The sequence below is a fragment of the Salinimicrobium gaetbulicola genome, from assembly GCF_042676025.1.
GTDB classification, from domain to species: Bacteria; Bacteroidota; Bacteroidia; order Flavobacteriales; family Flavobacteriaceae; genus Salinimicrobium; species Salinimicrobium gaetbulicola.
Genome location: NZ_JBHTJP010000035.1, coordinates 94,227 through 120,554, shown reverse-complemented (window position 1 = coordinate 120,554; position 26,328 = coordinate 94,227). Strand labels below are relative to the sequence as shown.

At 43.3% G+C, this 26,328-nt stretch carries 25 protein-coding genes; 19 read left to right on the top strand and 6 right to left on the bottom strand.

The annotated features are described in order from the left end of the window. The first annotated feature begins 457 nt into the window (after positions 1 to 457). The 13 genes from ACFQ1G_RS09850 to ACFQ1G_RS09790 all read left to right on the top strand — a co-directional run bounded on the left by ACFQ1G_RS09850 (position 458) and on the right by ACFQ1G_RS09790 (position 13,621). Positions 458 to 1,399 (top strand): ribose-phosphate pyrophosphokinase, encoded by a 942-nt coding sequence (locus ACFQ1G_RS09850; RefSeq protein ID WP_380739102.1) that lies wholly within the window; start codon positions 458 to 460, stop codon positions 1,397 to 1,399. A gap of 114 nt (positions 1,400 to 1,513) precedes the next feature. Beyond that, positions 1,514 to 2,137, top strand: a complete 624-nt coding sequence (locus ACFQ1G_RS09845) for a 50S ribosomal protein L25/general stress protein Ctc (RefSeq protein ID WP_380739100.1) — start codon at positions 1,514 to 1,516, stop codon at positions 2,135 to 2,137. A gap of 71 nt (positions 2,138 to 2,208) precedes the next feature. Next, positions 2,209 to 2,832 (top strand): aminoacyl-tRNA hydrolase, encoded by a 624-nt coding sequence (gene pth / locus ACFQ1G_RS09840; protein WP_380739098.1) that lies wholly within the window; start codon positions 2,209 to 2,211, stop codon positions 2,830 to 2,832. Between the two features lie 9 nt (positions 2,833 to 2,841). Further along, positions 2,842 to 3,780 carry a bifunctional riboflavin kinase/FAD synthetase gene (locus tag ACFQ1G_RS09835; protein ID WP_380739096.1) on the top strand — a complete coding sequence of 313 codons (939 nt, stop codon included), beginning with the start codon at positions 2,842 to 2,844 and terminating at the stop codon, positions 3,778 to 3,780. Next, positions 3,770 to 5,089 (top strand): HTTM domain-containing protein, encoded by a 1,320-nt coding sequence (locus ACFQ1G_RS09830; protein ID WP_380739094.1) that lies wholly within the window; start codon positions 3,770 to 3,772, stop codon positions 5,087 to 5,089. Before ACFQ1G_RS09835 ends, ACFQ1G_RS09830 begins: the two co-directional genes overlap by 11 nt. A 75-nt stretch (positions 5,090 to 5,164) precedes the next feature. Continuing rightward, positions 5,165 to 6,436 carry a serine--tRNA ligase gene (serS, locus tag ACFQ1G_RS09825; RefSeq protein ID WP_380739092.1) on the top strand — a complete coding sequence of 424 codons (1,272 nt, stop codon included), beginning with the start codon at positions 5,165 to 5,167 and terminating at the stop codon, positions 6,434 to 6,436. A gap of 57 nt (positions 6,437 to 6,493) precedes the next feature. Beyond that, positions 6,494 to 8,278 (top strand): tetratricopeptide repeat protein, encoded by a 1,785-nt coding sequence (locus ACFQ1G_RS09820; protein ID WP_380739090.1) that lies wholly within the window; start codon positions 6,494 to 6,496, stop codon positions 8,276 to 8,278. A 34-nt stretch (positions 8,279 to 8,312) separates the two neighbouring features. Then, on the top strand, positions 8,313 to 8,621 hold the full coding sequence (locus tag ACFQ1G_RS09815; RefSeq protein WP_380739088.1) for a DUF4286 family protein: 309 nt from the start codon (positions 8,313 to 8,315) through the stop codon (positions 8,619 to 8,621). Between the two features lie 36 nt (positions 8,622 to 8,657). Beyond that, the gene (rsmA, locus tag ACFQ1G_RS09810) at positions 8,658 to 9,500 is read left to right on the top strand and encodes a 16S rRNA (adenine(1518)-N(6)/adenine(1519)-N(6))-dimethyltransferase RsmA (RefSeq protein WP_380739087.1); all 843 of its coding nucleotides are present in this window, start codon (positions 8,658 to 8,660) and stop codon (positions 9,498 to 9,500) included. Next, positions 9,490 to 10,842, top strand: coding sequence for a magnesium transporter (gene mgtE, locus ACFQ1G_RS09805; protein ID WP_380739085.1), 1,353 nt, complete (start codon positions 9,490 to 9,492; stop codon positions 10,840 to 10,842). Before rsmA ends, mgtE begins: the two co-directional genes overlap by 11 nt. A gap of 92 nt (positions 10,843 to 10,934) precedes the next feature. Then, a complete protein-coding gene (locus ACFQ1G_RS09800; protein WP_380739084.1) occupies positions 10,935 to 11,300 on the top strand; it encodes a cupin domain-containing protein in 366 nt (121 codons plus the stop codon). 3 nt (positions 11,301 to 11,303) lie between these two features. After that, positions 11,304 to 12,263 (top strand): 2-hydroxyacid dehydrogenase, encoded by a 960-nt coding sequence (locus ACFQ1G_RS09795; protein ID WP_380739082.1) that lies wholly within the window; start codon positions 11,304 to 11,306, stop codon positions 12,261 to 12,263. 164 nt (positions 12,264 to 12,427) lie between these two features. Then, the gene (locus ACFQ1G_RS09790; RefSeq protein WP_380739080.1) at positions 12,428 to 13,621 is read left to right on the top strand and encodes an MFS transporter; all 1,194 of its coding nucleotides are present in this window, start codon (positions 12,428 to 12,430) and stop codon (positions 13,619 to 13,621) included. A 3-nt stretch (positions 13,622 to 13,624) separates the two neighbouring features. On the opposite strand, the gene ACFQ1G_RS09785 is transcribed toward ACFQ1G_RS09790, so the two are convergent. From ACFQ1G_RS09785 to ACFQ1G_RS09765, 5 genes are all read right to left on the bottom strand, one after another. Continuing rightward, on the bottom strand, positions 13,625 to 13,813 hold the full coding sequence (locus tag ACFQ1G_RS09785) for a YwbE family protein (protein ID WP_380739078.1): 189 nt from the start codon (positions 13,811 to 13,813) through the stop codon (positions 13,625 to 13,627). Between the two features lies 1 nt (position 13,814). Continuing rightward, a complete protein-coding gene (locus ACFQ1G_RS09780; protein ID WP_380739076.1) occupies positions 13,815 to 14,462 on the bottom strand; it encodes an SDR family oxidoreductase in 648 nt (215 codons plus the stop codon). Positions 14,463 to 14,545: 83 nt separating this feature from the next. Beyond that, positions 14,546 to 16,363: a GNAT family N-acyltransferase gene (locus tag ACFQ1G_RS09775; protein ID WP_380739074.1), complete on the bottom strand. Its 1,818-nt coding sequence runs from the start codon at positions 16,361 to 16,363 to the stop codon at positions 14,546 to 14,548. A gap of 28 nt (positions 16,364 to 16,391) precedes the next feature. Beyond that, positions 16,392 to 17,642, bottom strand: coding sequence for an aspartate kinase (locus ACFQ1G_RS09770; RefSeq protein WP_380739072.1), 1,251 nt, complete (start codon positions 17,640 to 17,642; stop codon positions 16,392 to 16,394). Further along, a complete protein-coding gene (locus ACFQ1G_RS09765) occupies positions 17,639 to 18,121 on the bottom strand; it encodes a GNAT family N-acetyltransferase (RefSeq protein ID WP_380739070.1) in 483 nt (160 codons plus the stop codon). Before ACFQ1G_RS09765 ends, ACFQ1G_RS09770 begins: the two co-directional genes overlap by 4 nt. 117 nt (positions 18,122 to 18,238) lie before the next feature. Between ACFQ1G_RS09765 and fbp the strand changes: the two genes are divergently transcribed. Then, positions 18,239 to 19,246 carry a class 1 fructose-bisphosphatase gene (gene fbp, locus ACFQ1G_RS09760; RefSeq protein ID WP_380739068.1) on the top strand — a complete coding sequence of 336 codons (1,008 nt, stop codon included), beginning with the start codon at positions 18,239 to 18,241 and terminating at the stop codon, positions 19,244 to 19,246. Positions 19,247 to 19,308: 62 nt separating this feature from the next. Here the strand turns inward: fbp and ACFQ1G_RS09755 are convergent, their stop codons facing one another. Next, entirely contained in the window at positions 19,309 to 19,734 is a 426-nt protein-coding gene (locus ACFQ1G_RS09755) for a TerB family tellurite resistance protein (protein ID WP_380739066.1), read from the bottom strand. A gap of 231 nt (positions 19,735 to 19,965) precedes the next feature. On the opposite strand from ACFQ1G_RS09755, the gene ACFQ1G_RS09750 reads away from it, so the two are divergent. From ACFQ1G_RS09750 to pdeM, 5 genes are all read left to right on the top strand, one after another. After that, positions 19,966 to 21,012: a ligase-associated DNA damage response exonuclease gene (locus ACFQ1G_RS09750; protein WP_380739064.1), complete on the top strand. Its 1,047-nt coding sequence runs from the start codon at positions 19,966 to 19,968 to the stop codon at positions 21,010 to 21,012. 51 nt (positions 21,013 to 21,063) lie between these two features. Then, complete coding sequence (locus ACFQ1G_RS09745; protein ID WP_380739062.1) at positions 21,064 to 22,659, top strand: ATP-dependent DNA ligase; 1,596 nt, start codon at positions 21,064 to 21,066, stop codon at positions 22,657 to 22,659. Continuing rightward, positions 22,659 to 23,081, top strand: a complete 423-nt coding sequence (locus ACFQ1G_RS09740; protein ID WP_380739060.1) for an endonuclease domain-containing protein — start codon at positions 22,659 to 22,661, stop codon at positions 23,079 to 23,081. The genes ACFQ1G_RS09745 and ACFQ1G_RS09740 overlap by 1 nt, the downstream gene beginning before the upstream one ends. Positions 23,082 to 23,151: 70 nt before the next feature. Beyond that, complete coding sequence (locus ACFQ1G_RS09735; RefSeq protein ID WP_380739058.1) at positions 23,152 to 25,614, top strand: ligase-associated DNA damage response DEXH box helicase; 2,463 nt, start codon at positions 23,152 to 23,154, stop codon at positions 25,612 to 25,614. After that, entirely contained in the window at positions 25,599 to 26,267 is a 669-nt protein-coding gene (gene pdeM / locus ACFQ1G_RS09730; RefSeq protein WP_380739056.1) for a ligase-associated DNA damage response endonuclease PdeM, read from the top strand. The genes ACFQ1G_RS09735 and pdeM overlap by 16 nt, the downstream gene beginning before the upstream one ends. The last annotated feature ends 61 nt before the right edge of the window (positions 26,268 to 26,328 follow it).

Sequence of the window (26,328 nt, the reverse complement as noted above, 5' to 3'; positions counted from 1 at the left end):
GGTTTTTAATTGGGAGTAGTAAATATATGAATTATATAAATCCTGCAGATTTAGTCGCAATAATTCAATCCCATTTTCTGGAAATGTTTAAAAAACAGAAAGCCTTCTGGAAAATCCAAAAGGCTTTAATGCCAAGTTTTATGATTAGCAGTGAAGTTTTGACCTACATTTCGGATTATCGCCCCTACACCGATTCTCCATGTATACCCAAACTTGTTGCTCAATTCATATTTTTGGCGATGCTAAGTTAAACAGTTTCAGTGGCCTAAAAAATACCTTAAAAAAGGTATTTTGGTCCGAGTTTATTTTTTTAATAAAAATTCAGGATTCTATTCATGATTTTATTATTTGAATAATAAAACAAAATTTGTGCTTTTGAGGTGGGAATTCAAGGGCCTACTATAATTTAATTTCTAAATTTGCAGAGCAACAACAAACACTTCAAAAACAACACAACATGCCTAACGTAATTACCGAAGCCAAGATCTTTTCCTGTACCCAGAGTAGAAATCTCGCTGAAAAAATAGCTGAAGCCTACGGCACCAAGCTTGGAAATGTGATTACCTCCACTTATAGTGACGGTGAATTCCAGCCTTCTTTTGAAGAATCAGTAAGAGGATCACGAGTATTTATAATTGGTTCTACCCACCCGGGATCTGATCACCTTATGGAAATGCTTCTCATGCTTGACGCTGCCAAAAGAGCTTCGGCAAGGCATATTACTGCTGTGATTCCTTATTACGGTTGGGCCCGCCAAGATAGAAAAGACAAGCCTCGTGTTCCAATCGCGGCGAAATTGATCGCTAAAATGCTGGAAACTGCCGGTGCGACCCGTATTATTACAATGGACCTCCATGCAGACCAGATCCAGGGATTCTTTGAAAAGCCGGTCGATCATCTGTTCGCTTCCACTGTATTTCTGCCTTACTTAAGGAGCTTGAACCTTGAAAATCTTACGATCGCATCACCTGATATGGGAGGTTCGAAAAGAGCTTACGCTTATTCCAAAACCATGGAAAGTGACGTGGTTATCTGCTATAAGCAACGAGCCAAGGCCAACGTGATCTCTCACATGGAATTGATCGGGAATGTAGAAGGTAAGAATGTTGTTCTGGTAGACGATATGGTAGATACAGCAGGAACCCTTACCAAAGCTGCCGATGTAATGATGGAAAGAGGCGCAAAGAGTGTTCGCGCTATCTGTACACATCCTGTACTTTCGGGAGAAGCCTACGAGCGAATTGAAAATTCTAAATTATTAGAGTTGATTGTGACAGATTCCATTCCGCTGAAACAGGAAAGTAATAAGATTCGTGTACTTACCTGCGCAGATCTATTTGCAGATGTGATGAGAAGAGTACACGACAACAGGTCAATAAGCTCAAAATTCATCATGTAAGGCCCGGAATCCTTCCGAGGAAATAAAAGAAAGCCTAATTGTTTAAATTATTCGCTGCGAAGCTTTTAGTAAATCGAAAAAAAGATTTACTTTTGCAGCCTAAAATTTTTTACAATGAAATCAATTACGATCAACGGATCTAAAAGAGAAAGCGTAGGCAAGAAAGCTACAAAAGCCTTACGTAATGCTGGACAGGTTCCTTGCGTATTATACGGAGGAGATCAGCCATTACACTTTGCAGCAGACGAAATTGCCTTCAAAGACTTAGTGTATACACCAGATGTACACACTGTAGTTATTGAATTAAAAGGAGGAGAGAAGTTTAATGCTGTTCTTCAAGATATCCAATTCCACCCTGTAACCGATGCTATTTTGCACATTGACTTCTATGAGATCTTCGAAGATAAAGAGATCTCTATGGAAATCCCTGTTCACACTACCGGTGTTGCACGTGGAGTTAAAAACGGTGGGGTGTTGCGTTTCAACCTTCGTCGTATGAGAGTTAAAGGTCTTCCAGGAAACCTTCCTGACTTTATCGAGGCTGATATCACTCCGCTTAAAATTGGTAACAAATTATATGTTACTGCATTGAAAAGCGATGATTACAAGATCATGCACCCAGATAACACAGTGGTTTGTCAGGTTAGAACTTCTCGTAACGTTGTTGCTATTGACGACGAAGATGAAGAAGAAGAAACTGCAGCTGACGAAGTACCGGCAACTGAAGTTAACGAGTAAAACTTTAAGAGTTTTCGATCATAAAAGCATCCCATTTCGGGATGCTTTTTTATTTTTACCAAAACGAAACTATGCTATCCTTCTTCGGAAGATTGATTGGAAAAGAAAAACAAGAAGAAATTCCCCCTATGAAGAAGTTTCTCATCGTTGGGCTAGGCAACATTGGGCCCAAATATCATAATACCCGTCACAATATTGGTTTTAAAGTGCTGGATTATTTAGCCGAACAGGAATCCCTAACTTTTGAAACCCAAAAGTTGGGAGATATTGCGACCTACAAATTTAAAGGCCGTACTTTTATTCTGCTGAAGCCAAGCACGTATATGAACCTAAGCGGAAAAGCTGTGAATTACTGGCTACAGAAGGAAAAAGTTCCTGTTGAAAACCTGTTGGTGATAACTGATGATCTTAATCTACCTTTTGGGACAATTAGAGTGAAGACCAAAGGAAGTGACGGAGGACATAACGGATTAAAAGATATCCAAGGGCAGTTGGGTACCACCAATTACAATAGATTCCGATTTGGAATTAGTGATGAGTTCTCAAAAGGCCGCCAGGTAGATTACGTCCTTGGGGAATGGGATGAAGGAGAGGAGAAGAACCTACCCGAGCGTCTTAAAAAGTCGGTTGAAGTCATAAAATCTTTTGGCACCGCTGGAATTAATAATACAATGAATACCTTTAACGGAAAATAGCTTTTTGCCTTGAAAGAACATAAAGGAGCTTACGCATTTGAAAGTGATCACCACACGGTGGTTACGATTGGGACTTTTGATGGAGTGCATGTGGGGCATCAAAAAATAATTGAAAGGCTCGTAAACACAGCGAAAGCCGGGAACCTGGAATCTGCGATCCTCACCTTTTTCCCGCACCCAAGAATGGTGCTGCAAAAAGATGCCGGAATCAAGCTTATCAACACCATAGAAGAACGCAAGGAGATCCTCGCAAAAAGCGGGGTGGATCATCTCATTATTCATCCGTTCACTCAGCAATTCTCAAGGCTTAGTGCCCGTGAATTTGTAAGAGATATCCTGGTTCATAAATTAAAGGCCAAAAAGGTCATTATTGGGTATGATCACCGCTTCGGAAGGAATCGAACTGCCGATATCAATGATCTTCGCGAGTTTGGTCGGGAATACGAGTTTGAAGTAGAAGAGATTTCCAAACAGGATGTCGAGGAAGTCGCGGTTAGCTCAACCAAGATCAGGCAGGCTTTGCTTGACGGATATGTTGAAAAAGCAAACCGCTACCTGAGTTACCCTTTTTCCCTGGCAGGCACGGTAGTAAAGGGTAAAGGCCTCGGTAAGGAATTCGAATTTCCAACCGCTAACCTTGAAATAAAAGAAGAATATAAGTTGATCCCCAAAAATGGGGTTTACGTGGTGCGTTCAGAAATTGATGGGGCAGAGGTGTTTGGAATGATGAACATTGGTACCAACCCCACCGTTGGCGGGACAGATAAGACCATAGAGACCCATTTTCTGGATCTGGACAAGGATCTCTACGGAAAATACCTGAGTATAGAACTGCTCACCCGCATAAGGGATGAGAAGAAATTCGATACCGTTGAAAACCTGAAACGCGCCATGAAACAGGATGAGGCGTTCAGCAGGCAGTTTATCCGTGATAACTATGCTAAATAAATGGCTGTTTACCCGTATTGACAATTCCGCCCTGATAGTCTTCAGGATATGTTTTGGTGCCCTGCTCGCCATTGAAGCATTCGGCGCTATCTTTACAGGTTGGGTGAGACGCATTCTCATTGAGCCTGAATTTACTTTTAACTTTATTGGATTCGAATTTTTGCAGCCTTTACCGGGAAATGGCATGATCTGGTATTACGCCATTCTTGGAATCTTTGGTCTCTTCGTGATGGTTGGTTTCAAATACCGCCTAAGTGTGTTCATGTATGCGATCATGTGGGCCGGAGTTTACCTCATGCAAAAATCTTCTTACAACAACCATTATTATCTTTTGATGTTGTTGTGTTTTATAATGACCCTGTTACCGGCACATCGTTATGCATCTGTTGATGTATGGCGAAAACCGAGTCTTAAAAATATAAACATGCCTCGCTGGGTATGGTTGCTGATAGTTTTTCAACTCTGGATCGTCTATACCTACGCGGCCATTGCTAAGCTTTATCCAGATTGGTTCAGCCTTAGGTTTCCGGCTTTGCTTATGGCGGGAAAAAAAGACCTTCCGCTTATCGGGGAATTCCTGCAGCATGAATGGGTACATTATTCCATTGCCTACTACGGATTTTTATTTGACCTATTGATCATCCCGTTGTTGTTATGGAAACGAACCCGGATCTTTGCATTTTTGGCAGCCGTATTTTTTCACCTTTTCAACAGCTTCGTTTTCCACATTGGGATCTTCCCTTATCTGGCACTGGCATTTACACTGTTCTTTTTTCCTTCGGAAAAAATCAACAGGTATTTTCTCTGGAAGAAACCTTACTACTCCAAAAATGAGCTGGAAGTACCCGCTTACCGCAAACCCCTGCTCATTTTATGTGGGATCTGGTTTGCCGTGCAACTTGCTTTACCGGTAAGACACTGGTTCTTCCAGGATGATGTCTTGTGGACCGAAGAAGGCCATCGCCTTAGCTGGCGCATGATGCTGCGTTCAAAAAGCGGTATCGCCCGGTTTAAGGTAGTTGATAAAGCGAATCGACAGGACACGATAAAAATTGACAATAAAGATTATCTCAGCCCGAAACAGCTGCGTTCCATGCCGGCCAAAGCAGATCTTATCTGGCAGTTTGCCCAGCATATTAAAAAAGAATACGCCGAAAAAGGTAAAGATGTGGAGATCTATGTAGAAAGCAGGCTGAGCGTTAACGGTAGGTCGTATGCGCCCTTTATTGATCCTTCGGTCGACCTGGCTTCGGTGAAATGGAACCATTTTGGGCATGCTCCCTGGATTTTACCCTCTTCGATTGACTAATGTTTAAGGGCTTTTGTTATTTTTGTTCCTTGAGCTGAAATATTCACTTCAGTTAATCTTCAAAAAACAGAACTTATGTTACAGGTAGCCAATATTCGGGCGAATAAAGAGGCATATATCGAGGCCTTGAAAAAGAGAAATTTTGAAGCCGACCAGATCTTTTCCGAAGTGCTGGAATTAGACGAAACCCGTCGTTCCACACAGGCTGAGCTGGACGAGACCTTAGCTGAATCTAATAAGCTTTCCAAAGAGATAGGTTTGATGTTCAAAAATGGCGAACATCAAAAAGCGAATCTTTTAAAGCAGAAAACTTCAGATCTAAAAGAGAAGTCAAAAGCACTTTCTGAGAAGCTGGCCGAAACTACCGAGGCGCTTAACAAACACCTGTACAACATTCCTAATATTCCGAATGCGATCGTACCTGCGGGAGTTTCAGAAGAAGACAACGAAGAGATATTTAAGGAAGGTGAAGTGCCGCAACTTGACAAAGCTGCCTTGCCTCACTGGGAACTGGCCAAAAAATATGACATTATTGACTTTGAACTTGGGAACAAGATCACAGGCGCCGGATTCCCTGTGTATAAAGGAAAAGGAGCAAGGTTGCAACGCGCGCTTATTTCTTACTTTTTAGACAAAAATGTGGCCGCGGGATACACAGAGTATCAAATGCCGCTTTTGGTAAATGAAGCTTCGGGTTATGGAACCGGGCAGCTGCCAGACAAAGAAGGGCAAATGTACCACGTGACCGAAGACAACCTGTACCTCATTCCAACCGCTGAGGTACCTGTGACCAACATGTTCAGGGATGATCTGCTTTCTGAAAGCGATCTACCTATCGCCTGTACCGGGTACACGCCGTGTTTTAGAAGGGAAGCCGGATCTTACGGGGCACATGTGCGAGGATTGAATCGTCTGCACCAGTTTGATAAAGTGGAGATCGTTCGAATTGAAAAACCTGAAAATTCATATGCCGCATTAGACGGAATGGTGGAGCAGGTAAAAGATATTTTACGTGAATTGAAATTGCCTTACCGTATTTTGAGACTTTGCGGTGGTGACCTTGGATTCACTTCTGCGCTTACCTACGATTTTGAGGTGTTTTCAACCGCTCAGGATCGTTGGCTGGAGATTAGTTCGGTTTCTAATTTTGAGACCTTCCAGGCAAACCGTTTAAAGCTGCGCTACAAAACTGCCGACGGGAAAAAGCAGCTCGCTCATACCCTTAACGGAAGTTCTCTTGCCTTACCAAGAGTGTTGGCAGGAATTCTTGAAAATTACCAGACTCCGCAGGGAATTAAGGTTCCTGAAGTATTGATCCCATATACCGGTTTTGATATCATAGATTAAGAGGCTGATATTCAAAATCTAAAAGCGCATTTTGTTATCTTTATAAAAAACAACTGAATGCGCTTTTTTTATATCCTTACTTTTTTTTTACTCTTCAGTTATGCCGGTTTTGCGCAGTCAGAACAACTGGCGAAGAACTATTTTGACAGGGGGGACTTTAAGAAAGCGCAGAATATCTACGAACGCCTGTTTGAAGATCAGCCGCACAGCCCAAGTATTTTCTTTGGCCTGATCGCTACTTACCAGCAGCTGGAAAACTTTAAAAAGGCGGAAGAACTGCTGAAATTTAAGCTCAATAACACGGCCAATGCTCCTTATTATCTGGTAGAACTGGGACACAATTATGAACTTCAGCAGAACAAGGAACAGGCAGAGCAATTCTACAATGAGGCTCTTAGAGCTATTGAATCGAGACCAAATTACGCACTTTCCATAGCGCAGACCTTTGAGAAATACAGCCTGCTGAATAAAGCCGTTTCGGCTTACGAATTGGGGATGAAAGGCAACCCCGATGCCGAATATAATATCCAGCTGGCAAGATTATACGGAGAGCAGGGCGAGATCGAAAAAATGTTCAGCAATTATATTGAAGTACTGGGGAATAACCCCCAATTATTGCCGGGAGTTAGCCGAATTTACGGTCAGTTTATTACTGATGATCCGGGAAATGAAGCCAATGTTATCTTTAGGACCTTACTGTTGAAAAAGCTTCAGGAAGACCAGAATATTCTCTTCAATGAAATGCTAAGCTGGCTGTTTATTCAGCAAAAGGACTTTAAAAAGGCCTTTTTACAGGAGAAGGCTATCTATAGGCGATCCCAGCAGGGCCTGGGTGCCATTATGAGATTGACCATGCTTGCTAACGAAGAAGGTCAGAATGATACGGCCCTGGAGGTGCTGGATTTTATCATAGCTGAAGCTCCGCAGGAAGAAGTGAAACTTCAGGCTCACCAGTTAAAACTCAACATTTTAAAGCATACCCTTCCGAAGAAAAAATATCCAGAAATAATTGAAGCTTACCAACAGCTTTTTGACAGTTACGGGACAGGCCTTAAGACTCTTTCTTTACATATTGATTACGCGAATTTCCTGGCCTTCAACATGGGAAAGAATGAAGAGGGCGAGGCGGTTTTGAAAACGTTTTTTGATGAGGATCTCAAAAAGTTTGAAGAAGCAGCCTTGAAAATGGCACTTGCTGATATTCTGGTCCTGGACGAAAAGTTCAACCAGGCACTCATTTATTTTACGCAGGTTCAAAATCTGGTTGAGAATGATGTGGTTGCACAAATGGCCCGGTTCAAGGTTGCAAAAACAAGTTATTACAAAGGAGATTTTAAGTGGGCCAATATTCAGCTGGATGTTTTGAAGTCTGCCACCTCCCAGCTTATTGCAAATGATGCGATGGAACTAAGCCTGTTGATTAGTGAAAACAGCCTGGAGGATTCCACTCAAACTGCTTTGAAAAAATATGCGAGAGCAGATCTCATGGCTTTTCAGGAGAAGAAAGAGCAGGCTATTCAAGAGCTGGATTCAATATTAACCCATCACAAAGGTGAAAAAATTGAGGATGATGCTCTTTTAAAGCAGGCCTTACTGTTTGAAGAGACAGAGGAGTATGAAAAGGCCGAGGCGAACTATTTAAAGATAATTCAGCATTACCAAAAAGGAGTTTTAGCCGACAATGCCTATTTCCGTTTGGCCGAATTATACCTCGGAAAACTTCAGCAGCCCGAAAAAGCGCAGGACTTTTATGAAAAAATTATCTTTAATTACGCTGATAGTATTTACTTTGTCGACGCGCGGAAAAAATTCCGTCAATTAAGGGGCGATGAGATCGAATGATCGCCGCTAATTCTCAAAATTTATTTCAGAAGCTATGTATATTTATAACGTGACCATAAACATCCAGGAAGATGTCCACCATGAGTGGGTAGATTGGATGAAGACCGTACATATTCCAGACATGTTAAATACCGGAAAATTCTCTAAGGCTCTTATGACCCGGGTGATGGTGAAAGAGGAAATGGGCGGGATCACATATTCAGTGCAGTATACGACGCCCAGCAAGGAAATGCTTCAGAAGTATTACGACGAAGACGCGCAGCGCTTGCGGGCAAGCTCAAAAGCATTTGAAGGTAAATTCGTAGCCTTTAGAACAGAACTTGAAGTGATCAGCGAACAATAATTTCCATTCGGCTTTCCAAAGCCAAAACTCCGGAACATGAAGAAAAAATACGGTAAAAATCGTCCGGGTAAAGGGCAACATTTCAAAAATGAAGATTCTCAGGGAGAGGTACGCGCCAAGAAACATTTGGGGCAGCATTTTTTGAAAGATGAGAACGTAGCAGAAAAGATCGCTGAAACTTTGACTTATCAAGGTTATGATTATGTACTTGAAATAGGTCCCGGGATGGGAGTGCTCACCAAATACCTTTTGAAAAAGGATATTGATGTACACGTCATTGAGATCGATACCGAGAGTGTCATCTATTTGAATGAACATTATCCCCCTCTTCACGGAAAGATCCACGAAAAGGACTTTTTGAAATATGATATAAGCGAGGTGTTCGGGAAAGATCAATTCGCCATTATCGGCAATTTCCCTTATAATATTTCTTCCCAGATCGTTTTTAAGATGCTGGAATTACGGGACTTTATCCCTGAATTTTCGGGGATGTTCCAAATGGAAGTAGCCAAACGAATCTGCGAAAAGGAAGGCAGTAAGACCTACGGAATATTATCAGTTCTGGTACAGGCTTTTTATGAAGCCGAATATCTTTTTACAGTTCCGCCAACAGTTTTTAATCCGCCTCCAAAGGTGGATAGCGGGGTGCTGAGACTGACCCGGAAAGAGGATTTTTCACTTCCTTGCAATGAGAAATTATTCTTTAGAGTGGTAAAAACCGCTTTTCAGCAACGCAGAAAAACCCTTAGGAACAGTCTCAAAATATTCGATCTGCCTGAAGATATAAAAGAAGATAGTATCTTTGGACTGCGCCCGGAGCAGCTTTCTGTTGCCCGCTTTATTGAATTGACCCAAAAAATAGAACCGCATGCAGTTTGAGGTAACCGAAGAATATATCGAGAACATTCAACATCTCATCGAAGAACAGCGGGATGATGAATTGTTGGTGCAGCTTGAGGAGGTGCACCACGCCGATATTGCCGAGATCATTGATGAACTTGATCTCGACCAGGCTACCTATATCATTAAACTTCTCGATAGTACGAAAACTTCCGAAGCTCTTATGGAGCTGGAAGAAGACGTGCGGGAACGCATTCTTGATAATCTTTCGGCCAAGGAGATCGCCGAGGAGCTCGAGAATATGGATACCGATGATGCCGCCGATATTATCTCTGAACTTTCCGAAGAAAGGAAGCAGGAGGTTATTGGAGAGATCATTGACGAGGAACACGCCGAGCACATCGTCGAACTGCTTCGATATGATGAGAATTCTGCCGGGGGTTTAATGGCGAAAGAACTTGTAAAAGTCAATGAGAACTGGAGTGTGACCGGATGTATGACAGAGATGCGCTCCCAAGCCGAGAATGTGACCCGCGTGCATTCCATTTACGTGGTGGACGATAAGGGCAAATTAAAGGGACGTTTGTCTTTGAAAGATCTGCTTACCGCGCCTAGCAGGGCCAATATAAGTGATGTTTACATTCCTAAGGTGGATTATGTGAACGTTCATACCAAAGGTGATGAGGTGGCTCGTATCATGCAAAAATATGATTTGGAAGCCATTCCCGTGGTAGATGAAATGGGGCGACTCGTAGGTCGTGTCACTATTGATGATATCGTTGATTTTATAAGGGACGAGGCTGAAAAAGATTACCAGATGGCAGCCGGTATCTCTGAAGATGTTGAGGCAGATGATTCTATTTTACGTCTTACCCGAGCCCGTTTACCATGGCTTATTCTTGCGTTATTGGGAGGATTTGTATCAGTGACCGTGCTGGGAACCTTTGATGCCGCAATGCAAGAACATGCAGCCTTATTCTTCTTCGTACCGCTTATCGCGGCGATGGCAGGAAACGTAGGGGTACAATCTTCGGCGATCGTGTTGCAGGGTCTGGCAAATCAAAGCCTGAGCGGATCTTTGCTAAACCGACTTTTTAAAGAGATATTACTGAGTTTGCTCAATGGTGCCGCCCTGGCGCTTTTATTGCTTATTGGTGGGATTTTCCTTCTTGGATTTGATTTCTGGTTCGGTCTTACCGTAGGGATATCATTGATCTCGGTGATCGTGATCGCATCGCTTATTGGAACTTTCGTACCTATCATTCTGGATAAGTTCGGGATCGATCCTGCGATGGCAACCGGCCCGTTCATCACCACCAGTAATGACATTTTCGGGATCCTTATTTATTTCACCATCGCGAAGGTTATCTTAGGATTTTAATTGAATAAAAGCTGCTACCGATACCTGTGGTGGCTGTCCTGAATTCCATTTTCATTCAGTAGTTTTGTAAAGAACCTGTTTCTGAAAGTTTTATGCACTCGATCAATCCACAAGAAAAACTCACTAAATTCCGGGATCACTGGCATCCGCACCAGATAGCTGTCGTCAACGACATGCAGGTACTGCTGGCAAAGGTCAAAGGCGAGTTCGTATGGCATCAACATGAGGAGGAAGATGAGCTTTTTCAGGTCGTCAAGGGTACCCTGTATATCCAGTTTGAGGACCGGACCGAAACCATAAAGGAAGGAGAGATCATCGTGGTCCCAAAAGGAGTGCGGCATTGTCCCATGACCAAGAATGGGGAAGAGGTGCACATCATGCTTTTTGAAAAGCTCAGCATCAAACATACAGGGGAGGTGAACGCCGAACTCACAAAGACCGACTATCCAAAAATCTAATTTATGACCATTCTTCACGCCGATAGTAACCACCCGACCCTTATGCAGCAGTTAGAAGCTGCAGGACATCAAAATATTGAAGGTTATAAACTGAGTTCTGAAGAGATCCTGGAAAACCAGCATTTGTATGACGGGATCGTGATCAGGAGCAGGTTTAAAATAGGAAGGGATTTTTTAGATGCCGCTCCCAACCTAAAGTTTATCGCCCGCGTAGGAGCAGGGTTGGAAAGTATTGATGTGGAACATGCCGAAAAGAAGGGGGTGGCTTTGTTCTCAGCTCCTGAAGGTAACCGGAACGCGGTAGGAGAACACGCCCTCGGAATGTTATTGTCCCTTTTCAATAATTTGAATAAGGCAGACAGGCAGGTTCGGGAAGGCTTTTGGTTTCGGGAAGCGAACAGGGGAGTGGAGCTGGACGGCAAGACCGTGGGGATCATAGGCTACGGAAATATGGGAAAGGCCTTCGCAAAAAAACTGTGCGGATTTGAAGTGGAGGTGCTTTGCTACGATATTCTGGACGGAGTAGGTGATGAAAATGCGCGCCAGGTCTCCCTTGAAGAATTCAGGAAAAAAATAGATGTGTTAAGTCTGCACACCCCCTGGACCCCGCAAACCAATCATATGATCAATAAGAACTTCATTAATGCTTTTGAAAAGCCTTTTTGGTTCCTGAATACCGCTAGGGGAAAAAGTGTGGTGACCGCCGACCTGGTGAAAGCGCTTCAGGAGAAAAAGATCCTGGGTGCAGGGCTGGATGTGCTGGAGTACGAAAAATCCTCTTTTGAAGATCTTTTTTCCGGAGAAGAAAAACTTCCTCAGGCCCTCCAGGAGTTACTGGTGATGGATAATGTGCTTTTTACGCCGCATGTGGCGGGGTGGACGCTGGAATCTCATCGTAAACTGGCAGATACCATAGCGGCCAAGATCATTGAACGTTTCGGAACTGCTTCCGAAGAAAAATAGGATCTGTATTTAAGCCCAAATGTTTCATGTACCAGTCTTTTGCGGCATCGTTTTATTTGAAGAAGATAAAGCTTTTCTATAGCGCTAAAAGATATACTTAAGTCCTTTCCGAGATTTCCGAATAAAGCCTGTTACCTTTGCGCACTAATTGAAAAAATACAGGTTTGAAAGATTTCTACCACTTTCTGAAAGGGAACTTTAGAAAAGTAAGTTTTGGATGGTTATTGACCTTTTTGTCAGGATTTGGACAGACCTTCCTGATATCGCTTTATGTGCCGGAAATAATAAAATCATTTAGCATTTCTGAAGGTACCTTTGGAGCCATTTACGCCGGGTGTACGGTTACGGCTTCCATGATCATGCTTTCGGTAGGGCACACCGTCGACCATAAACCGGCCAAAAAAGTGACAGCCTTTACTATTATAGGACTAGGGCTTTCCAGTATGCTGCTGGGATTTTCTCAAAATATCCTTTTCCTCATCGTTGCAATAACAGGGCTGCGCCTTACCGGTCAGGGCTTACTTACGCATATAAGTATGACCATCATGTCTAAGCAATTCGTTGCCGATCGAGGTAAGGCTTTGAGTTTTTCATCTCTCGGATTTTCTGTAGGTGAAGCTGTATTCCCTGTTTTGATCTCGCTTTTAATTGCCTTTTACGACTGGCGTATTGCCGCCATTACCAGTGGCGTATTTCTGCTGTTGTACTTACTAAGATTAAAATTCACCAATCTTGAGGCTTTTGATGAGCAACTGTCTACTGCGGCCAGACCTTCCTTCTGGTCACTTCTGAAGGATTACAAAAGCATCGTTTTCGATAAAAAATTCGGGGTGATGGTGCCAGCGAGTTTTATGCTGAGCTTTTCGGTTACAGCCATCATTTTCTACCAGTATGTATTTGTAGAGAATAAAGGTTGGTCTGTCCAGCTCTACGCTACATTTTTCACGGTCTATGCGGCTACCCGGTTCCTGTTTTCCCTTTTCGGCGGGGTATGGGTCGATAAGTTCACCGCCAAGAAAATGTTCAGGTATTACCTGATTCCTGTTTGTCTGGGACTATTACCATTAGCATTAATGAATAGTATTATTGGAGCTTTGATCTTCCTGGTACTAATGGGCGTTACCGTTGGAATGTCCGGTACCGTTAAAACTTCTTTGATCGCCGAGATCTACGGCACCGAGAAAATGGGAGCCATAAGAAGTGTATTTACCATGTTTATGGTCGTAAGTACAGCATTGGGACCACTGGTAGTTGGATTTATGATCGACATGGGAATCAGTTTCGAGTCGATCATTTTGGGAATCTTTGGCGCAATGGCCTTGACCATTCTTAACTCCCAACGGATCCGGAAGTTTTAACAGCTAAATTATAGACTGTACTCTTCCTACTTCTCCTGTTTCCAGGCGTACTTTTATCCCATGTGGGTGGGAAGGGGATTTCGTCAGCATATCAGCCACAATACCTTCCGTAAGTTTTCCGGATCGCTGATCCTGTTTTTGTACAATTCTTACCGCTGTACCGGGACTGATATCCTTCCGAAGTGGTTTCATTTTATCCTCTGCTTAGTTCGATCATTGCCGACTTAATAGGTTCCTCACCTTCAATGGCTTCTACGGTCATATTAGGAAGAAGCGGGTCTGCCAGCGACATGATCAATAAGAAAGCCACGTCATCTCTCGGGATCTCTCCAAGGTCATCCAGTTTTTCGGCCAGATTCACCTTTCCAAGTCCCATATCATCTGTAAGTCTTCCGGGGCGTAAAATGGTATATTTTAATTTACTTTTTCTCAGGTGTTCATCTGCGGCAGCCTTCGCTTCCAGGTAATGTTTCAATTCTTCATGAGCGGCGGGATCATCTGCACCCATGGAACTCAGCATAATGAATTTTTTGACCTTGGCTTTTTTGGCTGCGTCAATTAGCTTTATTGCTCCGTCACGATCTACTGCATCTGTCTTTTCAGGACCGGTACTTCCACCTGAGCCTGCCGCAAAAATGATCTTATCAACCCCCTTTACTGCTTCGGAAACATCTCCTTCCAGATCGGCCAACACCCATTTTACTTCCATATCGTCAAAAATGGTCTTTTGCTCCTCTTTCCTGATCATGGCCACAGGGTCAAAACTCTGACTGTTATTCAGAATTTCGATGATCCTTTTTCCTGTACTTCCGGTAGCTCCGGCTATCAATATTTTTTCCATAGTATTTCTTTTTCTATTCAGGTAATATAACGATCCTAAAAAAGATTTACAACTGTAGAAGAGAATCTTGTCAATAAAATAATTCAGTTTTTCTCTTGCTTCCGCATCTCTGTTACCTTGCGTTCAAGTTCCACCTGAAATTCTTCCATCACTGGCTTTACGGTGCTTTCCGGAAGGTCTGCAATGCGAATATACATTAGGCCGTCAACCGCATCATTGAACAATGGGTCCACATTGAAAGCGATCACCTTGGCGTTCTGTTTAATGTATTTCTTGATAAGTACCGGTAAACGTAAACTTCCCGGCTCCACTTCATCAATGATCTTGTCAAATTTGTTGAGGTCGGCCTGGGTTTCGTCAAAAACAAAGTCCTTGTCACCATCCTTCAGTTTGACCTTGAATTCCTTCTTAGGTCTTACATACTGTGCAATGTATGGATCGTAATAATGGGACCTCATGAATTCGATCATCAGCGATTTGGAAAAATTCGAAAACTTATTGCTGATACTTACCCCGCCAATAAGGTATTTATGGGACGGGAAACGTAAAGTACAGTGTACGATCCCTTTCCAAAGTAAGAAAAGGGGCATCGGTTTTTGTTGATATTCTTTAATGATGAAGGCTCTCCCCATTTCAATGGACTGGCTCATCATAGTATGCAGTTCTGGTTCAAACCTAAAGAGGTCCTGTAAATAAAATCCGTTTATTCCGTATTTTTCATAGATCTCACAGCCCATTCCCATTCGGTAAGCTCCAGCCAGTTTGTTGGCTTCATTATCCCAGAGAAACATGTGATAGTAGTAATCATCGAATTCATCTAAATCAATGGGATTATTGGTGCCTTCCCCGATCGCCCTGAAAGTGATCTCCCGCAGCCTACCTATTTCCTTTAAGATGTTAGGAATGATCTCTTTTTTTGCCAGGAATACTTCATAGTTCTTGCTTTCCAGCAGCCTTTTATCCATTTTCCGACAGTTCTCCACCTCTTCGATCATAAGGTCATCGCGGGTAGCTTCTACGATCTCTTTTGGGGCTCTCGTCTTTTTCAGATTTTTAGGTAAGCCTTTAAAAAATGGCTTTTTTTCAAAGGCATTTGCCAGCATATAGGTCTTTCTTCTTAAAAAGGCCGTTAGCGCTTCAATAGTTGGGATTTCCTCAATATCAGAAGGGTTTATGGCATTTCCAATACGCACTTTGATCTTTCTTTTCTTTTGAGATAGCATTTCGCTGGGCAATTTAGCAGTGCGTAGTACATCGCTCAAAGATGCCAGTCTGTAGAAAAAAGTACTGTTCTTCGCGTGAAAATAGATTGGTATGATCGGCACATTGGCCTTCTGGATCAATTTCATTGCTGCAGGATCCCAGGGGCGGTCAACGATCATGCGGTGGTCCCGGTAGGTGGAAACCTCGCCCGCGGGGAAGATTCCCAAAGCTTTCCCTTCACGGATGTGTAAAATAGCGTCCTTGATACCTTTCAGGCTGGATTTTGCTTCCTTGTGATCTTCAAAAGGATTGACCGGCATGATGTAAGATTCCAAAGGCTCTATACGCTGTAGCAGGAAATTGGCGATCACCTTATAATCTTCCCGCTTTGCCAGCAACAACTTCAGCAGGATCATTCCGTCGATCCCGCCTAACGGATGATTTGAAATGGTGATGAAAGGACCTGTCTTCGGAATCCTTTTAAGATCTTCTTCGGGGATCTCGAAGTCTATTTCGAAAGCTTCTAATATGGAATCAATAAATTCTGTAGCAGGAAGGTTTTTCCGCTTTTCATATTCCTTATTGATTACAGAAAGCCTGGTGGATTGTAAAACGATCCATCCTACAGAAGTCCCTAAAAATCCGAATTTATCTAGGTTCATGAACCTGGCAACCTCTTTGGCGCTTACAATTCCCATTTGTATAAAATTTAATGCACTAAAATGCTCAGGGAGTCGCTACTATCTGGACAGTTTCCCTTGTGGTTTGTTTCAAGAGAATCTTTTTGTCCTTTTCAAGCTCTTTTATCGCTGCATCATTGAAATGCCTGATGGTATATAAAGAAACTCCGGTATTGTAGGTGACTCTAAAAGTAGCTTTTAGCTGATTAATTAACTTTTCTAAATTATTAAATTTATTATCAACACAAACTGAAAAGCTGATCGCGGAGTTCTGAATGAGGTCGACCTTGATCTGGTATTTATGGAATAAACTGAAGATCTCACTGATCTTATCTTCCATGATGAATGAGAAATCAAGCGAAGATAGCGAGATCAAAACCTGATTTTTCTTCACTATAAAACACGGAATCCTGGGCAGGATGGTATGCCCCTTTTTTACGGCTGTTCCTTCCTGCGACAGGTTTAGGAATGATCTTACATAAAGTGGAATTTCTTTTCTCTGTAAAGGCTGAAGTGTTTTAGGGTGAATGACCGAAGCCCCGTAAAATGCAAGTTCGATCGCTTCTTCATAGGAGATCTGTTCCAGTAATGTTGGATCCTGGAACACACGCGGATCTGCGTTTAACACCCCCGGAACGTCTTTCCAGATAGTTACACTATCGGCGTTAAGGCAATATGCGAAGATCCCGGCAGTGTAATCACTTCCTTCCCGACCAAGTGTGGTGGAGAAGTTATTGGCGTCAGAACCGATGAAACCCTGAGTTATGGTCAGATTATCTCTTTTTACAAATTTGGTGATCTGCGATTGGGTCTCTTCCCAGTTCACCTGCGCGTCACGGTAAGTGCTGTCGGTCTTGATACAGTTTCTGGCGTCAAGCCACTCGGTGCGGATTCCTTCCGAAGAAAGATATTCACCAACGATAGAGGTTGACAAAAGTTCACCGTAGATCACTACCTGGTCATATACAAAATCGTATTGTTGCGAGCGGTTGTGGTTCAGGAAGTTTTCCAGTTCCTGAAAGAAGCCGCTCACCTTTTTGAAAATTGGATGTTCCTTGCTTTGGAAAAGCTCGAGAATTATCTGGTGATGATATTCCTTTATAGTTTGAAGACTGTTGTTATAGTTTCCTGTATCCAGGTAATCCTTCACCACCTCTTCAAGGGCATTGGTGGTTTTTCCCATTGCAGAGATCACGACCAGTTTTTGTGAAGTGCCGGTGGTCTCCAGGACTTTGAGTACATTTTTTACTCCTTCAGCATCTTTTACAGAGGCGCCTCCAAATTTGAATACTTTCATGTGTTGGTTTCTACGTATTTGGTGATTCCGTCCTCATCCATTTGTACCGTGTACCAGTCTTTTAATATGTTGGCTCCGCTTCGCTCATAAAAATCAATGGCATGCTGGTTCCAATCCAGTACCACCCATTCTACACGTTTTAAGTTCTGTTCTTTTGCGAACTCTATTACTTTCTTATACAAAGCGTTTCCTAAGCCGGTGCCGCGTTTTTCCTCTCTAACAATGAGATCTTCCAAATGTAAAGTACGACCTTTCCAGGTAGAAAAACGGTAATAGACTAGGGCCATCCCTTCGATTCTCCCGTCCACTTCGGCCACAAAAACGTGGAATAGCGGGTTCTCACCGAACCCTTCCTGTTCTAAAGTCTCTACAGTGGTAACTACTGCATCGGGCTCCTTCTCAAATGCTGCCAGTTCCTTGATGAGTTCAAGTACCGCCGGCATGTCTTCTTTCTTTCCTTTTCTGATGATGGTTTCCATAGACTTTATTTAACGACAAAAATAGAAATTGATTTTAAGATAAAATTTACGAAAACGTTATAGTTGCTTAAATTAATTTGATTTAGTTTTGTTGAGTACCAAATTTATAATAACCAAATGGTCAAGAAAAACCAAACTCTTGGGGAGTTTATCATTGAAAATCAATCAGAATTCGCATACTCATCGGGAGAACTTTCCCGACTAATAAATTCCATTCGTCTGGCCGCAAAAGTGGTTAATCACGAGGTTAATAAAGCAGGTCTTGTAGATATCACGGGAGCCGTAGGTGAAACAAACGTTCAGGGGGAAGACCAGCAAAAATTGGATGTTTATGCCAATGAGAAGTTCATTCAAACCTTGACCAACCGTGAGATCGTTTGTGGGATCGCTTCCGAAGAAAATGATGACTTCATAACCATTGAAGGCTGTAATAAAGATCATAAGAACAAGTACGTTGTGTTGATGGATCCGCTTGACGGAAGTTCTAATATTGACGTCAACGTTTCAGTAGGAACTATTTTTTCGATTTACAGAAGGGTGACACCGGTAGGTACGCCCGTGCAACTGGAAGATTTTCTGCAACCGGGAAACAAACAGGTAGCAGCCGGATATATAGTTTACGGCACCTCGACTATGCTGGTCTATACTACTGGGCACGGGGTGAACGGATTTACCCTGAACCCTGCATTGGGTTCGTGGTATCTATCCCACCCGGACATGAAATATCCTGAAAACGGCCATATCTACTCGGTAAACGAGGGGAATTATGTGCATTTTCCGCAGGGAGTAAAAGATTATATCAAGTATTGCCAGGAAGAAAAGGATGATCGCCCGTATACCTCAAGGTATATTGGTTCTTTGGTTTCAGACTTTCACAGGAATATGATTAAAGGAGGAATCTATTTCTATCCCACAAGTTCGAAGGCTCCAAACGGAAAGTTGAGGTTATTATATGAATGTAATCCCATGGCGTTCATCGCTGAGCAGGCAAGTGGTAAAGCCAGCGATGGTTTCAGTCGTATTCTGGATATTGAACCTCAGGAACTGCATCAAAGAGTGCCATTTTTCTGCGGCAGCAGATCTATGGTAGAGAAAGCTGAAGAGTTTATGGCTAAGTATAAATAGCTTAATTAGTTGATTCGAAAAAAGGACCTGAAGAGGTCCTTTTTTTATTGGATAATGTTTCCTTACTCTTTGTTCAGCAGGAACAAATAGTCATCAAAACTTATCTGTCCGCTAAATATCTGTATAGATCGTTTGATGATCCCTTCCGAAACTTCTGACGAGAAGCCCAGGCCAATCGCATATTTTTTCAGCAATTCTTCCTCCTCTTCGTCGATAATATGGTCAGCGAATATGATCTTGAAAAGATCATGTAAGCGCTCCAGCCTTCCTTCTACACTGTTATTAGGGTGGATTGGAAAAGCCGTTGGGTTTTTCAGCACCTTCATATATTCTTCTTCCTGGATATTCATTTTTGCAGCAAAACGCTTTAACTGTTCTTCCTCCCGTTCATTTATTTCCCCGTCAACTGCAGCGAGATTTACGATAGCGGCGAAGTGCCCTAAATTCCGAAGGTGTTCCCCGGTACCAAATAGATCTGAAAATGACATACTTTTTTGTTTTAGATAAAGATAAAGAAACCATTTTTACTCTCCGATTTTTTTATAAAACTTTGGGGTATCCCTCCTAAGGTCGGGACCGCGCTTTCCGCTCATAGTCCCTCAGTTTTCGGAAACCTTCGGGAGCTATCCGCTGCAATCGCTTACCCAAAAACCACGATAGAATTTTAATTTTTTCCTAATGCCAAAGTTGCCCTGCATGAAAATCCCTAACTTGAGATTATGCCGGTACGAAAAAACAAAAAACCCCTGCTTTGCTTTGATGAGAAAGGCATTTTCTGTGAACAGGCCGGGGTCTACCTGGATCCATGGAAACCGGTTGATAAAGCTATAATCACCCATGGTCATGCAGACCATTCTCGATGGGGCCACCATCAATACATTACCCATCACGATAATATACCTATCATGGAACATAGGCTGGGAGATATAAATGTTTCCGGTGTGAACTATGGGGAAACCTTCACGGTCAATAATGTCAAATTTTCACTACATCCGGCAGGGCATATTATTGGTTCTTCCCAGGTGAGGGTGGAATATAAAGGAGAGGTCTGGGTGTTTTCCGGAGATTACAAGACCGAAGATGATGGAATTGCAGTTCCTTATGAACCAATCCGCTGTGATGCTTTCATTACGGAATGTACATTTGGTTTGCCGGCATTTAAATGGCAGCCACAGGCGCAGGTTATGGAAGAGATCAATAACTGGTGGCGACAAAATCGCGATGAAGGAAAGACTTCGGTTCTTTTTGGATATTCCTTAGGGAAAGCACAACGGCTCTTAAAATTTCTGGATCCTTCTATTGGCAGGATCTTTACGCATGGCGCGATCGAAAATATGACCGATGTGATTCGGCCTATGGTAGACTTTCCCGAAACCACCCGAATAACACGGGAGGTCAAAAAAGAGGAGATCAAGGGTGGGGTTGTGCTGGCACCGCCCAGTGCCCATGGAAGTACCTGGATCCGGAAAATGGTTCCCTATGAATCGGCGATGGCAAGTGGATGGATGGCTTTCCGCGGAGCGCGAAGAAGACGTGCTGTAGATAGGGGCTTTGTGCTTTCAGATCATTGTGACTGGCAGGGCTTGATCACGTCGATCAAGGCTACCGGTTGTGAAAGGGTGATCTGCACCCATGGTTATTCTGAAATATTCTCCCGGTTTCTCGCTGAACAAGGATATGATGCGCGAACTGCCGAAACTCAGTATGAAGGAGAACTGGCTGAAATGGATACTAAAACGGAAGAGGTTAAAAATGAAGAAGATTAATTAAAAAAACTAAAACTCCCTCCTCTTTTAGGGGAGGGCCGGGGAGGGGTTATGGAAGAATTCGCAGCACTCATAAAAGAACTGGACAGCACCAATAAGACCACGGTAAAAGTGGCGGCATTGACCCGCTATTTTCAAAGGGTGCCGGGTAAGGATAAGGTATGGGCCATCGCGATCCTTTCTCACAGAAGGCCGCCCCGGCCTGTGAACACCACTTTATTGCGGACTTTCGCTGCCGAACTGGCTCAAATTCCGTTGTGGCTTTTCGAAGAATCCTACCACATTGTAGGAGACCTGGCTGAAACCATAGCTTTGGTGATTCCTCCTTCCGAAGAGAATAGTGAAAAAAGCCTTTCCCAGTTTTTGGATGAGATGATTGACCTTAAATCGGCCACGGAATCAGAAAAGAAAGAATACCTGCAAGAGAACTGGCTCGCATTGAATTACTATGAACGATTCGTTTTCACCAAATTGATCACCGGGAGTTTCAGGATCGGGGTAAGTCAGAAATTGATGACCCGGGCTCTTTCAAAAGCTACAGATATTGATGAAGATATCCTGGCGTATAAACTTATGGGGAACTGGGACCCTCAAAAGATCACTTTTGAGAAACTTATTCTGGAAGAAAATGAGGAGGACTACCTTTCTAAACCATATCCGTTTTACCTGGCTTACGCTATTGAAGGGAAGCCGGGAGACCTGGGAGATCCTGCCGAATGGAGTGCAGAGCATAAGTGGGACGGAATTCGCTCCCAGGTGGTGGTGCGTAATGGTGAAGTTTTTGTGTGGAGCCGGGGAGAAGAACTGGTAACCGATAAATACCCTGAGTTTTCCGTTTTCACAGAAGTACTTCCTGACGGTACTGTTTTGGACGGGGAAATATTGCCATTTCCAAAAGGAGAGATTGGGACTTTCAAAGACCTACAAACCAGGATAGGCAGAAAAACCGTTTCCAAAGCCTTACTGAAGAAAACTCCGGTCATCCTGAAAGCTTACGACCTTTTGGAATGGCAGGGCGAAGATCTTAGGGCTCGGGCATTTTCACACAGAAGGGAGATTTTGGAAGAACTTCATTCGAAGGTAAAACACGAAGAGTTGCCTCTTCATCTTTCTCACACGATCACATTTAACAAGTGGGATGAAGCCGCTGCCGAAAGGGAACGTGCCCGGGAAGTGAAAAGTGAGGGCCTTATGTTAAAGCGCTGGGATTCTCCCTACCTGGTAGGAAGAAAAAAAGGCGACTGGTGGAAGTGGAAAATGGAGCCTCTGACCATTGATGCTGTGTTGACCTATGCCATGCGCGGCCATGGAAGGAGGTCGAATTTGTTTACAGATTATACCTTCGGATTATGGGATGAGGAAAAAGAAGAATTGGTAACCTTTGCCAAGGCCTATTCAGGGCTGACAGATGCTGAATTCCGGCAGGTGGATGCCTTTATAAAGAAGAATACTCTGGAGCGTTTTGGTCCGGTACGCAGCGTAAAACCTGAACTGGTTTTCGAGATCGCTTTTGAAGGGATAGCTGAATCCAATCGGCACAAAAGCGGGGTGGCGACACGTTTTCCGAGAATACTAAGATGGCGGCAGGATAAGAAAGTTGAAGAAGCAAATACCCTGGAGGATCTGAAAGCATTAATTCCTAAGTGATGAAGAAGAAGATCCACAACAAGAAATCTCTCGAGTCGTATCGAAAAAAACTGCGAAATCAAGGCACTTCAGCCGAGGCATTTCTCTGGAAATATTTGCAGCAAAAGAAGCTGGAGGGCAGAAAGTTCAGAAGGCAACACAGCATTCTTAATTTTATAGTAGATTTCTACTGTCCAGAAGAGAAACTGATCATTGAGCTTGACGGGCAGGGCCATATGAACCTTACGGCAGAAGAAAAAGACAGGAAGAGAACTGCGATGTTGGAGAATATAGGATTTAAAGTAATAAGGTTTGAGAACAAAAGTGTGTTTGAGAATTTGGATTGGGTATTGGGTGAAATAAAAAATAATTTTAGGGACGACGGACCACCCCGTCCTTCGGACACCCCTCCTCAGGGAGGAGGGGAGCCTCTAAGAAATTAATTGAAGTACTAAACAAAAAGTTCCTTCCCTTTCCAAGGGAAGGTGTCCGATGAAATCGGACGGAAGGGTTATGAACAAAAACGAACTCATAAAAATAGCGGATACCTGGTTTGAAAATCAAAACTGGAAGCCCTTCCCATTCCAGAAACAGACCTGGAATGCCTTTTTGCAAGGTAAGAACGGACTCCTGAACGCGCCTACCGGTAGCGGGAAGACCTATGCCCTCTGGATCCCTATCGTGCTGGATTATATCAGGAAGAACCCTGATTACAAGAACAAACACAAACCCGGTTTAAAAGCCATCTGGATCACCCCGTTGCGGGCGCTTTCCGTAGAAATAGAACAGGCTGCAAACCGCTTTGCTGAGGAAATAGGAACACAATTGACGGTGGGAATACGAACTGGCGATACACCGCAAAAGGTTCGTGCGGCACAAAAAAAGCAAATACCCGATCTGCTAATTACCACTCCTGAAAGTTTGCAACTCTTGCTTTCCTCCAAAGGTTATGACAAGACTTTTAAGAATCTGAATGCGATCGTGATCGACGAATGGCATGAGTTGTTGGGAACTAAACGCGGGGTGCAGGTGGAGCTTGCCCTTTCACGACTAAAGACCGTGTCTCCAAAAATGAAGATCTGGGGGATTTCGGCTACAATAGGAAACCTGCAGCAGGCACGGGAAGTTTTATTGGGCCCGAATTCAAAAGCCTTTGAAAATTCGGTTTTGATAAGGGCGAAGATCAATAAGAAGATCAGGGTGAGTTCTATTATTCCCGAGAAAATGGAAACCTTCCCCTGGAGGGGGCACCTGGGAATGCATCTTTTGGATGAGGTCATCCCCATCATTCGAAAAAGCAAAACAACTTTGCTATTTACAAATACGCGGTCTCAATGTGAGATCTGGTTTCAGCGAATACTTCAGAAGTACCCGGAGTTTGCCGGTGAGTTGGCGATGCATCACGGAAGCATTAATAAGGAAACACGACTGTGGGTGGAACAGGCTATCAGGGAAGAACGGCTTAAGGCCGTGGTCGCGACTTCCAGCCTTGACCTGGGAGTGGATTTCGCGCCGGTGGAAACTATTATCCAAATAGGCGGGCCAAAAGGAGTCGCGAGGTTTCTCCAGAGGGCCGGACGTAGCGGACACCGTCCCGGCGAGGAAAGCGTCATCTATTTTTTGCCGACTCACGCCATGGAACTTATAGAAGCTTCAGCACTGCAAAAAGCGGTTAAGAATACGGTGGTTGAAGACCGGATTCCATACCTCCAAAGTTATGACGTGCTGGTCCAGTATTTGACTACCCTGGCGGTTTCAGACGGATTCTTTCCGAAGGAAATCTATCCGGAAGTAAAATCAACTTTCTGTTATCAGGCTCTTTCCGAAGAACAATGGGAATGGATCCTGAATTTTATCACCAAAGGTAGCCAGACGCTGCAGGCTTATGATGAATACAAAAAAGTGGAAATTGAAAAAGATGGAAAATTTAAAGTGAACAGCCGGGCGATCGCGATGCGTCACCGTTTACAAATAGGAACTATTGTGGGAGATGCCGTACTTTCTGTTAAATATCTGGGTGGAGGATATATCGGCACTATCGAGGAATGGTTCATTTCAAAACTGAATCCCGGGGATGTTTTCACCTTTGCCGGAAAGAACCTAAAACTGTACCAGATCAAAAATATGCAGGTGATCGTTAAGAAGTCGAAACAGAAAAGTTCGCGTTTTCCCAGTTGGGCCGGGGGGAGAATGACCTTTTCGGCACAAATGAGTGAATTGCTACGGGAAGAGATGTTCGTGGCCGCGGGCAAAACTCACAAGTCTGTTGAATTAAAGGCCCTTTCTCATATTTTTGAGCGGCAAAAGAAGGAATCAATAATCCCGGGGAAATATGAATTTCTGATAGAAACTTTTAAGACCCGCGAGGGATACCACGCTATCTTTTACCCTTTTGAAGGCCGGTTCGTGCACGAAGCGATGGCAAGTTTGCTGGCTTACCGCATAAGTCTCTTGTCCCCGATCACCTTCTCGCTGGCTTTCAACGACTACGGCTTTGAGTTGCTCTCAGATCAACCGATAGACATGGACCAGGTTTTTGACAATAATCTGATATCTTCTGAATATGTGATGGACGACCTTCAGAAGAGTTTGAACGCTACAGAAATGGCCCGAAGGAAATTTCGTGATATTGCGGTAATTTCAGGCATGGTTTTTACTGGTTTTCCGAATAAAATGATCAAAACAAAACATCTGCAATCCAATTCCCAATTGCTTTTCAGCGTTTTTAGGGATTATGAAAGTGACAATCTCTTGTTTCAGCAGGCCTTCCGGGAAACCTTTGAACACCAGCTAGAAGAAGGCCGTTTGCTTATGGCCGTGGAACGCATCGAACAACAGACCATCGTCTGGAAGGATTGTGAAAAGCCCACTCCTTTTGCCTTTCCGATCATTACCGACCGGTTGCGGCAAAAACTGACTTCCGAAAAGCTGGAAGACCGGGTTAAAAGAATGATGGCGCAATGGGAAAACCTGTAACTTCTAAAATGACAAAATCCATTTCTATTTTTGACCAGAATTTTATCCTGCATGCTTCCGGAGCACTGTTTTGGGAAGAGGAGGATATGTTGCTGATCAGTGATGTACACCTTGGCAAGGTGTCCCATTTCAGAAAGTTTGGCAGTGCAGTGCCCCAAAATGCCCTTTTGGGCAATTATCAGAAATTGGACGAGGCAGTCGATTTTTTCAAACCTCAAAAGCTGGTTTTCCTTGGAGATCTGTTTCACAGTTCACTGAACAAGGAATGGCTGTTCTTTGAAGCCTGGATGGAAAATGTTTCTTCCGAAGTGATACTGGTAGAGGGGAACCATGATATAATTTCACCCTTAAAATATGAAGCTTTAGGAGTAAAACTGACTCCTGAGATCATTCTGAAGAATTTTCTTCTCACACATCATCCGGAAGAAAGACCCGGGTTTTTCAACTTTTCGGGACACCTTCATCCCGGGGTGCGAATCAAAGGGTGGGCCCGACAAAGTCTGAAATTACCATGCTTTTTCAAAACTGAAACCCAGATGATCCTGCCGGCATTTGGGGAATTTACGGGTAAACATATTCTAAGTCCTAAGAAAGGCGATGAGGTTTTTGTGATCACCAAAGAAGAGGTGATATGTTTGGTGGGAGGAATTTAACTTCACCTTAAAACCTCTGGTCTTATCCGAAAGCTCAGAACTTAGTATCTTTGCGCAAAAT

What these genes read in the sequence shown, in the direction of transcription:
- ACFQ1G_RS09755 (WP_380739066.1), bottom strand. Translation starts at nt 19,734, where the DNA reads ATGTCATTTTCAGATCTATTTGGTACCGGGGAACACCTTCGGAATTTA.
- ACFQ1G_RS09815 (WP_380739088.1), top strand. Translation starts at nt 8,313, where the DNA reads ATGTATATTTATAACGTGACCATAAACATCCAGGAAGATGTCCACCAT.
- rsmA (WP_380739087.1), top strand. Translation starts at nt 8,658, where the DNA reads ATGAAGAAAAAATACGGTAAAAATCGTCCGGGTAAAGGGCAACATTTC.
- ACFQ1G_RS09770 (WP_380739072.1), bottom strand. Translation starts at nt 17,642, where the DNA reads ATGAAAGTATTCAAATTTGGAGGCGCCTCTGTAAAAGATGCTGAAGGA.
- serS (WP_380739092.1), top strand. Translation starts at nt 5,165, where the DNA reads ATGTTACAGGTAGCCAATATTCGGGCGAATAAAGAGGCATATATCGAG.
- ACFQ1G_RS09820 (WP_380739090.1), top strand. Translation starts at nt 6,494, where the DNA reads ATGCGCTTTTTTTATATCCTTACTTTTTTTTTACTCTTCAGTTATGCC.
- ACFQ1G_RS09750 (WP_380739064.1), top strand. Translation starts at nt 19,966, where the DNA reads ATGCCGGTACGAAAAAACAAAAAACCCCTGCTTTGCTTTGATGAGAAA.
- ACFQ1G_RS09795 (WP_380739082.1), top strand. Translation starts at nt 11,304, where the DNA reads ATGACCATTCTTCACGCCGATAGTAACCACCCGACCCTTATGCAGCAG.
- pth (WP_380739098.1), top strand. Translation starts at nt 2,209, where the DNA reads ATGCTATCCTTCTTCGGAAGATTGATTGGAAAAGAAAAACAAGAAGAA.
- ACFQ1G_RS09845 (WP_380739100.1), top strand. Translation starts at nt 1,514, where the DNA reads ATGAAATCAATTACGATCAACGGATCTAAAAGAGAAAGCGTAGGCAAG.
- ACFQ1G_RS09745 (WP_380739062.1), top strand. Translation starts at nt 21,064, where the DNA reads ATGGAAGAATTCGCAGCACTCATAAAAGAACTGGACAGCACCAATAAG.
- ACFQ1G_RS09735 (WP_380739058.1), top strand. Translation starts at nt 23,152, where the DNA reads ATGAACAAAAACGAACTCATAAAAATAGCGGATACCTGGTTTGAAAAT.
- ACFQ1G_RS09830 (WP_380739094.1), top strand. Translation starts at nt 3,770, where the DNA reads ATGCTAAATAAATGGCTGTTTACCCGTATTGACAATTCCGCCCTGATA.
- fbp (WP_380739068.1), top strand. Translation starts at nt 18,239, where the DNA reads ATGGTCAAGAAAAACCAAACTCTTGGGGAGTTTATCATTGAAAATCAA.
- pdeM (WP_380739056.1), top strand. Translation starts at nt 25,599, where the DNA reads ATGGGAAAACCTGTAACTTCTAAAATGACAAAATCCATTTCTATTTTT.
- ACFQ1G_RS09785 (WP_380739078.1), bottom strand. Translation starts at nt 13,813, where the DNA reads ATGAAACCACTTCGGAAGGATATCAGTCCCGGTACAGCGGTAAGAATT.
- mgtE (WP_380739085.1), top strand. Translation starts at nt 9,490, where the DNA reads ATGCAGTTTGAGGTAACCGAAGAATATATCGAGAACATTCAACATCTC.
- ACFQ1G_RS09800 (WP_380739084.1), top strand. Translation starts at nt 10,935, where the DNA reads ATGCACTCGATCAATCCACAAGAAAAACTCACTAAATTCCGGGATCAC.
- ACFQ1G_RS09780 (WP_380739076.1), bottom strand. Translation starts at nt 14,462, where the DNA reads ATGGAAAAAATATTGATAGCCGGAGCTACCGGAAGTACAGGAAAAAGG.
- ACFQ1G_RS09775 (WP_380739074.1), bottom strand. Translation starts at nt 16,363, where the DNA reads ATGGGAATTGTAAGCGCCAAAGAGGTTGCCAGGTTCATGAACCTAGAT.
- ACFQ1G_RS09740 (WP_380739060.1), top strand. Translation starts at nt 22,659, where the DNA reads ATGAAGAAGAAGATCCACAACAAGAAATCTCTCGAGTCGTATCGAAAA.
- ACFQ1G_RS09765 (WP_380739070.1), bottom strand. Translation starts at nt 18,121, where the DNA reads ATGGAAACCATCATCAGAAAAGGAAAGAAAGAAGACATGCCGGCGGTA.
- ACFQ1G_RS09850 (WP_380739102.1), top strand. Translation starts at nt 458, where the DNA reads ATGCCTAACGTAATTACCGAAGCCAAGATCTTTTCCTGTACCCAGAGT.